Here is a 12,924-nt window from a genome sequence, read left to right as displayed (position 1 = left end):
GAGTGGAGAGTCGGCCAGATCGGCTTTCCGTTCCCTGATTGGCGATCACCCTCCCAGTCGCTGCCCCCTTGCTGTTCGCAAGGGGGCAGCGGAAGAAGACCCCTCCGCGTCAGCCCCATCGACTCCCTACTCCGACCCGCCCGGCGGAGCGGCCGGGGCGAGCGGGCCCAGGCCGAGCGTGGGCGGCCGCGGTTCGGGCGTGGGAAGTCGGTCCCTTCGACTTCCTACTCCCATCCCGAATCCGAACCCGATCTCCTCGGCTGGTGGTGCTCGCTCGACCGGAGCGAGCATCGCCGGACTTTGGACGAGCGGACCCCGGAGCGGGAAGGTCGGCGCGATCGACATCCCGCTCCAATCCAGGTTGTGGGGGGCTGCCGTTCGCTCGGTCCGAGCGATCGGCAGGCAGGGTGGTGGTCGAGTCGCGGAGTGGGAATTCGGCGCCTTCGACTTCTTACTCCCAGCCCCGAACCCGATCTCGTCGGCCGGTGGTGCTCGCTCGACCGGAGCGAGCACCACCGGACTTCGAACGAAGCGACCCCGGAGCAGAGGCGTTGGTGCCACGCAGAGGTGGGGATCAGGAGACCCCCGCCTCCTTGACGGCTTCCGCCTCGGCTTGGGGCGGGTCGCCGAACACTGCGGCCATGGCGCCGAGCGCGTCGTCCACTGCCAGCAGTGCCGCCAGCATCCGCAGCTGCTCGGGAGAGCCCGTCGGCGCCGCGCCCGGCTGGCGGGGGATCCGCGCCCGGATCGCCTGGTAGGCGGGTCCGGGCCGATGGCCGATCGCCCGTCGGACGGCCGCGCTGTTCGCGGCCACCGCCCGGTTGAGGCGGGCCACCCGGGGGTCGGACCAGAGTGCGGGATCCGCGACCGCCCCGTCCACCAGCACGCCCAATGGGGCCTCGCAGGCAACCACGGCGTCCACCACGTCGGCCCGGTACGGGCGCCCGGCCGGGGACCCGCGCCCGGTCAGCCGCCGGGCCGACCGGGCGGCACGGCGTTCGGCCCGCAGTGGGCGGGCCAGGAGCTCCAGCTGTGCGGCGCCGTAGGCGAACCGGGCCCGTCCGCGCAGCAGGGCGGGCCGGTCGGTGCCCGTGACACCCAGCAGGTCGTTCAGCGCGGCCAGCGCGTCGGCGGTGCGCCGGCGCAGGACGTCCCGGGTCCGGAGCGGGAGGATCAGCCAGGAGGCCGCGATGCCGACGGCCGCGCCGAGGCCGATCGCCGCCAGCCGGGTGCGCAGCAGGTCGTCCGAGCTCTGGCCGAACCAGCCGTACAGCAGGGAGAGCACGGCGGTGACGCAGCCCGCCCAGTAGGCGTAGCTGAGTTCGCGCAGCCAGGTGGCGAGCGCGAGGACCGCGAAGATCAGCACCACGGCGGCGTCCTCGTGCGGTCCGAAGGCACCCGCGACGGCCGTCGCGACCACCGTGCCCGCCGCCGCGCCGACCGCCCGCTGCAGCCCCTTGAACAGCACATCGCCCCGGCCGCGGGCGCCGCTGCAGACGATGAACGCGGTGAGCACCACCCAGGCCCAGTGGTCCGGCCAGACGGCCCGCCCGGCGACGAACGCCCCGCCCACCGCGCCCGCCATCTGGAGGGCCATCCGGGTGTGGACGTCCGGCCGCCGTCGGGCCCCTGGCTCCGGCGCCGACTCCGGTACGGGCGCACGGACGGGCGCCGGCACCAGCCCGGTCCGGACGGCGGCGGCCTGGAAGAGGGCCACCCAGGCACCCGACACGACGGCGATCAGCGCGACCCACAGGGTGTGGCCGTGGTCGGCGGCCGGCCCGCCGTCCGGCGGCATGACCAGCAGCGCCACCAGCGGCAGCACCAGCAGCCCGCCGGCCGGGGCCACCCGGGGGCCGAACCGGCGGACCCAGACCGCCAGGGCCGTCCCGAGGGTGAACAGGGCGTCGGCGACGTTCGGGTGGAGGGTCATCAGCCGCCCGATCTCGGCGGCGCCCGCGGCGGCGGCCGGCAGGACGGCGAGCCCGATCAGCCGGTCGTACCGGTCGGCGGTGAGCTGGATCCGGGCGGCGGTGGCGGCCAGCACCACGGCCTGGACGACCACGTCGACCCGCAGGTGGGCGAGGTGCTCGATCAGCAGTGCGGAGCCGTACGCGGCCAGCATGGCGGCCGTGGTGACGGCGGTCCCGCAGAGCAGTCGGAGCCCGGGGTCGAAGCGCACGGCCCGGGGGAGCCGGGAGAAGAAGCTACTCATCACGTACGGATTTCTCCCTTGCCTGCTCACGCTGACCGAGGAACCGCCGATGCTCTGCCATTCAAATAGTAAGTGTTAGCGTAGCAATATGGAGATTGATCAGCCGTGGCTCCCGGAGGCGGCGGAGATCCGCCAGGGCACCGTCCGGCTGGCCCGCCGGCTGCGCTCCGAACGCGCGGGGGAGGGCCTCAGCCTCAACAAGCTGAGCGTGCTCGGGCACCTGCTCCGGCACGGCCCGATGTCCCCCGGGGCGCTGGCCGCCGCCGACCACCAGCAGCCGCAGTCGCTGACCCGGGTGTTCGTCGAACTGGAGCGGGACGGTCTGCTCCGTCGCGTCCCGGACGAGCGGGACCGCCGGCAGTCCGTCCTCCACCTCACCGCGGACGGCCGCACCGCGCTGGCCCGCGACATGGCCGGCCGGGACGCCTGGCTGGCGGAGGCACTGGGGACCCTCTCCGAGACCGAGCGCGAGGTCCTCCGCCTCGCCGCCCGCCTGATGGACCGCTTGGCCGACGCCCCCGCCCGCCCCTGAAGCCCCGCCCACTCGTGAGGCCCCACCCACCCGTGAGGCCCCGCCCCTGAAGCCCCGCCGCCCCGCCGAGCCGCCGCCCCGCAGAATCGAAATCCGGTTCGACCGGCAGCCGCGCCCTGTGGGAAGCTCTCCGCGCACGGATCACCCGTGCGCCTTGGGGGGTTTCCACCGCCGTGTTGACGGCGCGGCCGAACCCCGACACCGGGAGCGCCGACGCGCAGGGCCGTACCCACCGGGTCGGGGACGTGCCGGTCGTCGACGGCGAGAAGACCACGATCACCTTCGCGTGCAGCGACTTCGGCCCCGCCGAGACCTTCACCGGGCCGCCGGCCCGTTCACCACGGAGTTCCACCACGATGCGCCGTACCACCGTCCTCGCCGCCGCCGCGACCGCTGTCGCCCTGGCCGCGCTCACCGCCTGCAACGACACCGAGGACAAGAACGCGGCGGCCCCCGCCCCGGCGACCACCACCGCCGCCGCGCCCGCGACCACCGCGGCCGCCCCCTCGCCCACCGCCACCGAGACCCCGGCGCCGGTCGCCACGACCCCGGCCGCCCCGGCCGGGGACTTCGACCCGGCGAAGGCCGTGGAGAACGCGAGCAAGGAGCCCTACGCGGTCTCCGTGCGGATGGGCACCGAGGTCGGGGGCAAGGAGAGCCTGGTCACCACCGGGCGGCAGAACCTCAACACCGACTACAGCGGCCGGGTCGAGATGAAGTCGACCGACGGCAGCCTGACCGTCGAGACGATCACCACCACCGACGCCTCGTACCTCCGGATGGGCCCGAACGAGAAGTGGGTCAAGGCGCCGAGGTCGGCCGACCTGCCGGTGCTCGACTACACGGCCTACGCCAAGCTGCTGCTGGCCCAGGGCCCGTCCGCCCGCAAGGGTGCGGAGACCCGCGACGGCGTGCCGACGCAGCACCTGGCCGGCCACATCGACCTGGAGCAGATCGCCGACATCGACCCGCGCACCTACCGCACCGCCAAGGCCAAGGGCCAGACGGGCTTCGACTTCGACCAGTGGATCGACGCCCAGGGCCGTACCCGCTACGTCGAGCAGGTCGTGGTCAGCAAGGGCGTCACGGCCGTCAACAAGGTGACCTTCACCGACTTCGGCCCCGCCGAGACCTTCGCCGCCCCCGCCGGCGCGGCTGCCGCGGCCACGAGCTGACCGCCGCACCCGTGGGGCCGCGCCCCGGCCCCACGGGTTGACCGGGTGTCAGCGCCGGGAAAACGAATCAGGCCCAGTCCGATGGCAACTCGCCACTGGCCTGGGCCTGTTCAGCACTTCTTGCGAAGTGCCCCCGGTAGGATTCGAACCTACGCACCCGCCTCCGGAGGGCGGTGCTCTATCCCCTGAGCTACGGGGGCCTGCTCAATGTCGTCGTCGCGTTCGCTTCGACGTGGAGAACACTACCAGGCCCGCGCCGCGCTCCGTGCACGGGTTTTCGCGACGTCCGGCGCACGGTCCAAGGGGCGGTCCAAGGGGCGGCCCGAGGAGCAGTCCGGCCGGCAGTCCGGCGGAAGTGCGCAAAGGCCGGACGGGGCGGCAGGGCCGCCGATACCCTCGGTGAGGTGTCGGGAGTGTCCGGGCGGGTCCTCGTGGTGGACGACAGCGAGGTGATCCGCCAGCTGATCAGGGTCAACCTGGAGCTTGAGGGCTTCGAGGTGGTGACCGCCGCCGACGGTGCCGAGTGTCTGGACGTGGTCCGCCGGGTGAAGCCCGACGTGGTGACGCTGGACGTGATGATGCCGAGGCTGGACGGTCTGCGGACGGCGGCCCGGCTGCGGGCGGCGCCCGGGACGCGGCTGCTGCCGATCGCGATCGTCAGCGCCTGCTCGCCGGCCGATCTGGACCTGGGGGAGTCGGTCGGGGTGGACGGCTACCTCGGCAAGCCCTTCGACCCGGCGGACCTGGTCGCGCTGGTCCGGCGGCTGATGGAGCGCGACCGGGAACACGACCGCGACCGGGAGCACGACCGCGAGCACGACCGGGAGCACCACCGGGAGCACAGAACAGCACAGCGGTTTCGCCCTGGGCGAACAGACGGGAGCGATCGGGCCTGAGCGGCCCGCCCGGGCGTCTCAACCGGCAAACCGAGTGGCGAGGGCCCACCCCCTCTCGCCTACGCTTGGCGTCGTGACCCCCGCAGAGCTTTCCCAGGCAGTCCAGGCCGCAGTGAGCGCCGCCGTCGAGGCGGGCGAGCTGGCCGTCGCCGTGCCCGAGCACGTGACGGTCGAGCGACCCAAGAACAGGGACCACGGCGACTACGCGACCAACGTGGCCCTCCAGCTCGCCAAGGCGGCCGGCAAGCCGCCGCGAGCCATTGCCGAGGTCCTGGCCGACCGCCTGCGAGGGATCACCGGGGTCGCCAAGGTCGACATCGCCGGTCCGGGCTTCCTGAACATCACCTTCGACGCCGCCACCCAGGGCGAGCTGGCCCGCACCATCGTCGAGGCGGGCGAGAGCTACGGCCGCAACGAGGCGCTCAAGGGCCTGAAGATCAACCTGGAGTTCGTCTCCGCCAACCCGACCGGCCCGATCCACATCGGCGGCGTCCGCTGGGCCGCCGTCGGCGACTCGCTCGCCCGGGTACTGCGCGCCACCGGCGCCGACGTCACCACCGAGTACTACCTCAACGACGCCGGCGTGCAGATCTCCAAGTTCGCCAAGTCGCTCCAGGCCTCCGCCAACGGCAAGCCCGTCCCGGAGGACGGCTACGTCGGCGAGTACATCGCCGACATCGCCAAGGCGATCACCGAGGGCGTCCCGGGCGTGCTCGACCTCCCGGAGGACGAGCAGCTCCAGGTCTTCCGCACCGAGGGCCTCACGCTCATGGTGGCCGAGATCAAGCGCTCGATGGAGGAGTTCGGCACCCACTTCGACGTCTGGTTCTCGGAGAAGTCGCTGCACGACTCCGGCGCCGTCGAGAAGGCCATCGAGCGGTTGCGCGAGCAGGGCCACGTCTTCGAGCAGGACGGCGCGATCTGGCTGCGCACCACCGACTTCGGCGACGACAAGGACCGCGTCCTGATCAAGGCCGACGGCGAGACCACCTACTTCGCCGCCGACGCCGCGTACTACCTGTCCAAGCGGGACCGCGGCTCCGAGGTCTCGGTCTACATGCTGGGCGCCGACCACCACGGCTACGTCAACCGCCTCAAGGCCATCGTGGCCTGCGCGGGCGACGACATGGACCGCAACATCGAGGTCCGGATCGGCCAGTTCGTGAAGATGATTCGCGACGGCGAAGAGGTCCGCATGTCCAAGCGGGCCGGCAACATCATCACCATCGACGACGTGGTCGACTGGATCGGCGTGGACGCCGCCCGCTACACCCTGGGCCGCACCCCCACCGACTCCACCATCACGCTCGACATCAACGTGCTGACCAGCCAGACCAACGAGAACCCGGTCTACTACGTCCAGTACGCCCACACCCGGATGTGCGGCGTGGCCCGCAAGGCCGCCGAGCTGGGCGTCGACAAGGGCGCGGCCGCCGACTTCAAACCCGAGCTGCTCGCCACCCAGTGGGAGAACGACGTCCTCGGCGTCCTCGGCGAGTTCCCGAAGATCCTGGCCACGGCCGGCGAGCTGCGCGAGCCGCACCGGGTCGCGCGCTACCTGGAGACCCTCGCGGGCAAGTACCACCGCCTGTACGAGAACTGCATGTTCCTGCCCAAGGGCGACGAGGAACTCACCGACACGCACCGCGCCCGGCTCTGGCTGGTCGAGGCCACCCGCACGGTCATGGCCAACGGCCTCACGCTCCTGGGCGTGACGGCGCCCGAGCGGATGTAGCACCACCCCCAAGCGCACAGCGGGGGCGGCTGACGGTCAACGAGGACCGTCGCCGCCCCTCGCCATAGGTCTCGAAGGATTGACGAGCATGAGTCGCTCCGCACACCCCGCAGGCCCCCGCCACGGTGACGTCCTGCCCGAGGGCCACTACCAGGCCCCGCCGACCGACCTGAACGCGCTCGACCCCAAGGTCTGGTCGAGCACCGTCGCCCGGGACGCCGAGGGCGTCGTCACCGTCGGCGGCGTCGACGTCAAGCGGCTGGCCGCCGAGTTCGGCACCCCGGCCTATGTGATGGACGAGGCCGACTTCCGGGCCCGGGCCCGCGCCTGGCGCGAGGCCTTCGGCGCGGACGCCGACGTCTTCTACGCGGGCAAGGCCTTCCTCTCCAAGGCGGTCGTGCGCTGGCTGCACGAGGAGGGCCTCAACCTCGACGTGTGCAGCCCCGGCGAACTCGCCGTCGCGTTGGCCGCCGGGATGCCGCCGGAGCGGATCGCGCTGCACGGCAACAACAAGTCGGTGGACGAGCTCGAACACGCGGTGAAGACCGGCGTCGGCCACATCGTGGTCGACTCCTACGAGGAGATCGAGCGCCTGGCGGCCATCGCCGGCCGCCAGGGCGTCCGCCAGCGGGTGCTGATCCGGGTCACCGTCGGCGTGGAGGCGCACACCCACGAGTTCATCGCCACCGCGCACGAGGACCAGAAGTTCGGTCTCTCGCTCACCGGGGGAGCGGCCGCCGAGGCCGTCCGCCGGGTGCTGGCGCACGGCGAGAGCCTCGAACTGCGCGGCATCCACTCGCACATCGGCTCGCAGATCTTCGACACCGCCGGCTTCGAGGTGGCCGCCCGCCGGGTGGTCGGCCTGCTGGCGCGGATCCGCGACGAGCACGGCGTCGAGCTGCCCGAGATCGACCTCGGCGGCGGCCTCGGCATCGCCTACACCAGCGAGGACGACCCGCGCGAGCCGGCCGAGATCGCCGCCGCGCTGGCCGAGATCGTGCGCCGCGAGTGCGCCGCCGCGCACCTCGCCGCCCCCCGGCTGAGCGTGGAGCCGGGCCGGGCGATCGTCGGCCCGACCGCGTTCACCCTGTACGAGGTCGGCACCGTCAAGCCGCTGGAGGGCCTGCGCACCTACGTCAGCGTGGACGGCGGGATGTCCGACAACATCCGCACCGCGCTCTACGACGCCGAGTACACGGTGGCCCTGGTGTCGCGCACCAGCGATGCCGGGCCGACGCTGGTCCGGGTGGTCGGCAAGCACTGCGAGTCCGGCGACATCGTCGTCCGGGACGCCTTCCTGCCGGCCGACCTGGCCCCCGGCGACCTGATCGCGGTGCCCGCCACCGGCGCCTACTGCCGCTCGATGGCGAGCAACTACAACCACGCCCTGAAGCCCCCGGTGCTCGCCGTCCGGGACGGCGCGGCCCGGGTGATCGTCCGGCGCGAGACGGAGGAGGATCTCCTGCGCCTCGATATCGGATGACGAAATCCTTGTCTCAGATCATGGAACGACCGTAGATCCGTACGGAAAGTCCCGGAGACTGGTGGAAGACCGAAAGTCCGGCGGGCCCTCGAAAATGTCCGCCGGAACGACCGAAGCACGATGAATGCAGAGCGGAGTCGGATGATGCGTACGCGGCCGCTGAAGGTGGCGTTGCTGGGCTGTGGTGTGGTGGGCTCCGAGGTGGCGCGCATCATGACGACAGACGCCGCCGACCTCGCCGCGCGCATCGGCGCGCCGGTCGAGCTCGCCGGCATCGCGGTCCGGCGCCAGGGGCGGGTCCGTCCGGGCGTGCCCGAGCACCTGCTCACCACCGACGCCGAGGCCCTGGTCACCCGGGGCGACATCGACGTGGTGATCGAGGTCGTGGGCGGTATCGAGCCGTCCAAGCACCTCCTCCTCTCGGCCTTCGCGCAGGGCGCCTCGGTGGTCAGCGCCAACAAGGCGCTGCTCGCCCAGGACGGCACCGAGCTGCACGCGGCGGCGGCCGCGGCCGGCGTCGACCTGTACTACGAGGCCGCGGTGGCCGGGGCGATCCCGCTGCTGCGCCCGCTGCGCGAGTCGCTGGCCGGCGACCGGGTCAACCGGGTGCTGGGCATCGTCAACGGCACCACCAACTTCATCCTCGACAAGATGGACACCACCGGCGCCGGCTACTCGGAGGCGCTGGAGGAGGCCACCGCGCTCGGCTACGCCGAGGCCGACCCGACGGCCGACGTGGAGGGCTTCGACGCCGCCGCCAAGGCCGCGATCCTGGCCGGCATCGCCTTCCACACCGAGGTGACCGCGGCGGACGTCTACCGCGAGGGCATCACCGAGGTGAGCGCCGCCGACATCGCCTCCGCGAAGGCGATGGGCTGCGTGGTCAAGCTGCTGGCGATCTGCGAGCGGGCCGCCGACGGCGAGTCGGTGACCGCGCGCGTCCACCCCGCGATGATCCCGCTGTCGCACCCGCTGGCCTCGGTCCGCGAGGCGTACAACGCGGTGTTCGTGGAGGCCGAGGCGGCCGGCCGGCTGATGTTCTACGGCCCGGGCGCGGGCGGCGCGCCGACCGCCTCGGCGGTCCTCGGCGACCTCGTCGCGGTCTGCCGCAACAAGCTCGCCGGTGCCACCGGCCCCGGCGACTCGGTCTACACGCAGCTGCCGGCCAAGCCGATGGACGAGGTCGTCACCCGCTACCACGTGAGCCTGGACGTCGACGACCGCGCGGGCGTGCTCGCCCAGGTCGCCTCCGTCTTCGCCGAGCACGGCGTCTCCATCGACACCGTGCGCCAGCAGGGCCGCGACGGCGACGCCTCGCTCGTCGTGGTCACCCACCGGGCCACCGACGCCGCGCTGTCGGCGACGGTCGACAAGCTCCGCGCACTCGACAGCGTGCGCGACGTGGCCAGCATCATGCGGGTCGAAGGGGAATAGGAACAGATGATGAGCAGCGTTGCCGAGAACGCCGCCAGAGGCACCCACACCCACCAGTGGCGGGGTCTGATCGAGGAGTACCGGGACCGCCTGCCGGTCAGCGCGGCGACCCCCGTGGTCACCCTGCTGGAGGGCGGCACCCCGCTGGTCCCCGCCCAGGTGCTGTCCGAGCGCACCGGCTGCGAGGTCTACCTCAAGGTCGAGGGCGCCAACCCGACCGGGTCCTTCAAGGACCGCGGTATGACGATGGCCATCTCCAAGGCGAAGGAGGACGGCGCCCAGGCCGTCATCTGCGCCTCCACCGGCAACACCTCGGCCTCCGCCGCCGCGTACGCGGTGCGGGCCGGGATGGTGTCGGCCGTGCTCGTCCCGCAGGGCAAGATCGCCCTCGGCAAGATGGGCCAGGCGCTGGTGCACGGCGCGAAGATCCTCCAGGTGGACGGGAACTTCGACGACTGCCTCACCCTTGCGCGTGAACTGTCCGAGAAGTATCCGGTGGCCCTGGTCAACTCGGTGAACCCGGTCCGGATCGAGGGTCAGAAGACCGCCGCCTTCGAGATCGTCGACATGCTCGGCGACGCGCCGGACATCCACGTCCTGCCGGTCGGCAACGCGGGCAACATCACCGCCTACTGGAAGGGCTACCGCGAGTACGCGGCGGACGGCCTGGCCGCCCGCCTGCCGCGGATGTGGGGCTTCCAGGCCGCCGGCTCGGCCCCGATCGTGGACGGCGCCCCGGTGCTCAAGCCGCAGACCATCGCCACCGCGATCCGGATCGGCAACCCGGCCTCCTGGGACTTCGCGCTCGCCGCGCGGGACGAGTCGGGCGGCCTGATCGACAAGGTGACCGACCGTCAGATCCTGTCCGCGTACCGGCTGTTGGCCGCGCAGGAGGGCGTCTTCGTGGAGCCCGCCTCGGCCGCCTCGGTGGCCGGCCTGCTGGCCAAGGCGGAGGCCGGCCTGGTCGACCCGGGCCAGCGGATCGTCTGCACCGTGACCGGCAACGGCCTCAAGGACCCGGACTGGGCGGTGGCCGGTGCGCCGCAGCCGCAGGTCGTCCCGATCGACCCCGAGACCGCCGCCCGGCGGCTGGGCCTGCTCGACTGACGCACCGCCGGCGCACCACCGCGGAGACTGGTGGCCGGACGGTCGGGCGGATTCCCGCCCCCCACCTCGGGCCACTCGGGCCGACCCTTTCGGGGGTCGGCCCGGTCTCGTTCTCGACTGACACTTTTGTGTCAATTGCGCCGCGCATTCCGATCCGATTCCGGCATGGATTCCGGCCAGAACCGGCAACACACCAGATCGAAGGCCCACGGGGTGTACCGCTGTGGAACCTGTCTTCGATACTCTGGGTCCGGCCGTGTGGCACATGCCCCGGGTCCGACCCCGTCGGGGGCCGCACCACCCACTGTGACCGCCCGCCCCGGCCGGGGCCCCAGGCCCCGCTCCCCACCCTCGCACCGACGCGCTTCGCGCCGCCCGATTTCCCCAGGAGAGTCCACCGCATGGCCGGTCCCGCGTTCCGTGCCGCCGCCGTCCGGGTCCGGGTCCCCGCGACCAGTGCCAACCTCGGCCCGGGCTTCGACGCCTTCGGACTCGCGCTGGGTCTGTACGACGACGTGGTCGTCCGGGTCGCCGACTCCGGGCTCTCCGTCGACATCGCCGGCGAGGGCGCCGACACGCTCCCGCGTGACGAGCGCCATCTGCTGGTCCGCTCGCTGCGCGCCGCCTTCGACCGGCTCGGCGGCCAGCCGCGCGGCCTCGAAGTGGTCTGCGCCAACCGGATACCGCACGGCCGCGGCCTGGGCTCCTCGTCCGCCGCGATCTGCGCCGGCATCGTCGCCGCCCGCGCCGTCACCATCGGCGGCCCGTCCGCCCTGGACGACGACGCCCTGCTGGCGCTCGCCTCCGAGCTGGAGGGCCACCCGGACAACGTCGCGGCCTGCCTGCGCGGCAACTTCACCGTGGCGTGGACCGAGGAGGACACCGCCAGGGCGATCGCCCTGGAGCCGTCCGCCGAGGTCGTCCCGGTGGTGTTCGTCCCGGCCACCGAGGTGCTCACCGAGACCGCCCGGGGCCTCCTGCCGAGGACCGTCCCGCTGGCCGACGCCGCCGCCAACGCCGGCCGGTCCGCGCTGCTGGTCGAGGCGCTGACCCGGCGGCCCGAACTGCTCCTCACCGCCACCGAGGACCGGATCCACCAGGACTACCGGGCCTCCGCGATGCCCGACAGCGCCGCGCTGGTGGCCGCGCTGCGCGCCGAGAACGTGCCCGCCGTGATCTCCGGCGCCGGCCCGACCGTGCTCGCGCTCACCGACGAGGCGGGCGTGCAGAAGGTCCTGGGCTTCGCCGAGGACCACGGCGCGGGGGGCCCGGTGTTCACCGCCCACCGGCTCGAACTCGACCGGACCGGCGCCTCGGTGCTCCCGCTCGACGTCTGACGCACGCCGTCCGCGACGGTCCGCGCCGGTGCGCCGGTGCCGGGCCGTCCGGACACGATTGGCAACCGCAAGGCTGGGGAATGTCTGAGGGGGTCGGTAGTGTTAACCTCATTGCTGCACCAGGTGCCCTCCGGGGCTAGGTGCGCCGCGTCCCGATCCCAGCACTCCGCACCAGCGGAGTCCCGGCGATATACGGGGCGACGATTCTCCGGGAGCCCACCGCAGCGCGTACGCAGCCTGCCTGCGCGACTTGCGGCCGCATCCCGAAGCCGTGACGGCACCTGACTCCCACCCGCGGCCTCCCTCCTTGAGGCCAGGACGGGCGGAGCGCGGGCCACCGTCACGCGACGGGGGCCCGGGATTCGCAGGCAGCGTGGGGGCGCTTTCTCCCGGCCGGCGGCCGGGGGGAGGGTCGATGGACGACCGTCCCACCACGCCACTCAGCACCACCGTGCGTCAAGCACCGCACCTCGCAGCTCTCCCCCGACCGGCACACCGCCATCCGGGGGATCACCGCCTCGGACCGACGCAGTCGAGCGTTGGTCAGGACAGCACAACCGGTCGCCGAGCCAGACAGGCCGACGTCCGCTCCAGGGAAGGACCCTTAGTGAGCGACACCACCGATCTGATGGGCGCGCGCCCGGACGCCGAGGCGTCGGACGCAGCCGCCGCCCCTGCGGCCCCGGCGCGGCGCCGCCGTACCGCCGCCGCGGGCCTGGACGGCATGGTCCTGGCCGAGCTGCAGAAGCTCGCCGCGGACCTGGGCATCACCGGTACCGGACGCATGCGCAAGAGCCAGCTGATCGAGACCATCAAGGAGAAGAGCGGCGGCGACCCGCTGCTCGCCGGCGCCCCCGCCGCTCCGGCCGCCAAGCGCGCGGCCAAGGCCGAGACCGCCGAGCCGGCCGAGAAGCCCGCCCGCCGGGCCACCAAGGCCGCGGCCCGGGCCGAGGCCCCCGCCGCCGACGCGCAGGCCCAGATCGAGATCCCGGTCCAGGCCGCCGCCACCG

General features: G+C 73.0%; 10 protein-coding genes and 1 tRNA gene. 9 read left to right on the top strand and 2 right to left on the bottom strand.

What is annotated here, in order from left to right; all coding sequences use genetic code 11:
- Window positions 1–574: 574 nt before the first annotated feature.
- Complete coding sequence (locus ACFP3U_RS36255) at window positions 575–2,215, bottom strand: FUSC family protein (RefSeq protein ID WP_380230037.1); 1,641 nt, start codon at window positions 2,213–2,215, stop codon at window positions 575–577.
- Between the two features lie 88 nt (window positions 2,216–2,303).
- Between ACFP3U_RS36255 and ACFP3U_RS36250 the strand changes: the two genes are divergently transcribed.
- Together ACFP3U_RS36250 and ACFP3U_RS36245 are read left to right on the top strand one after the other, a co-directional pair.
- Window positions 2,304–2,747, top strand: coding sequence for a MarR family winged helix-turn-helix transcriptional regulator (locus tag ACFP3U_RS36250; protein WP_380230036.1), 444 nt, complete (start codon window positions 2,304–2,306; stop codon window positions 2,745–2,747).
- Between the two features lie 176 nt (window positions 2,748–2,923).
- Complete coding sequence (locus ACFP3U_RS36245; protein WP_380230035.1) at window positions 2,924–3,922, top strand: LppX_LprAFG lipoprotein; 999 nt, start codon at window positions 2,924–2,926, stop codon at window positions 3,920–3,922.
- 128 nt (window positions 3,923–4,050) lie between these two features.
- On the opposite strand, the gene ACFP3U_RS36240 is transcribed toward ACFP3U_RS36245, so the two are convergent.
- Window positions 4,051–4,122: transfer RNA gene (locus ACFP3U_RS36240), tRNA-Arg, on the bottom strand.
- A gap of 204 nt (window positions 4,123–4,326) precedes the next feature.
- Between ACFP3U_RS36240 and ACFP3U_RS36235 the strand changes: the two genes are divergently transcribed.
- The 7 genes from ACFP3U_RS36235 to ACFP3U_RS36205 all read left to right on the top strand — a co-directional run.
- Window positions 4,327–4,818 (top strand): response regulator, encoded by a 492-nt coding sequence (locus tag ACFP3U_RS36235; protein WP_380230034.1) that lies wholly within the window; start codon window positions 4,327–4,329, stop codon window positions 4,816–4,818.
- A 73-nt stretch (window positions 4,819–4,891) separates the two neighbouring features.
- The gene (argS, locus tag ACFP3U_RS36230; RefSeq protein WP_380230033.1) at window positions 4,892–6,553 is read left to right on the top strand and encodes an arginine--tRNA ligase; all 1,662 of its coding nucleotides are present in this window, start codon (window positions 4,892–4,894) and stop codon (window positions 6,551–6,553) included.
- Between the two features lie 88 nt (window positions 6,554–6,641).
- Window positions 6,642–8,036: a diaminopimelate decarboxylase gene (lysA, locus tag ACFP3U_RS36225; protein ID WP_380230032.1), complete on the top strand. Its 1,395-nt coding sequence runs from the start codon at window positions 6,642–6,644 to the stop codon at window positions 8,034–8,036.
- Window positions 8,037–8,177: 141 nt separating this feature from the next.
- Window positions 8,178–9,470 carry a homoserine dehydrogenase gene (locus tag ACFP3U_RS36220; RefSeq protein ID WP_380230031.1) on the top strand — a complete coding sequence of 431 codons (1,293 nt, stop codon included), beginning with the start codon at window positions 8,178–8,180 and terminating at the stop codon, window positions 9,468–9,470.
- A 9-nt stretch (window positions 9,471–9,479) separates the two neighbouring features.
- Window positions 9,480–10,577 (top strand): threonine synthase, encoded by a 1,098-nt coding sequence (gene thrC / locus ACFP3U_RS36215; protein WP_380230030.1) that lies wholly within the window; start codon window positions 9,480–9,482, stop codon window positions 10,575–10,577.
- A gap of 401 nt (window positions 10,578–10,978) precedes the next feature.
- Complete coding sequence (gene thrB / locus ACFP3U_RS36210) at window positions 10,979–11,914, top strand: homoserine kinase (protein WP_380230029.1); 936 nt, start codon at window positions 10,979–10,981, stop codon at window positions 11,912–11,914.
- 607 nt (window positions 11,915–12,521) lie between these two features.
- On the top strand, window positions 12,522–12,924 hold a 403-nt coding region (locus ACFP3U_RS36205), incomplete at its 3' end, for a Rho termination factor N-terminal domain-containing protein (RefSeq protein ID WP_380230028.1).

The organism is Kitasatospora misakiensis (assembly GCF_042656005.1).
GTDB lineage: Bacteria > Actinomycetota > Actinomycetes > Streptomycetales > Streptomycetaceae > Kitasatospora > Kitasatospora misakiensis.
Note: the sequence above shows the minus strand (reverse complement) of the source record. Positions and strands in the feature narration are given on the sequence as shown.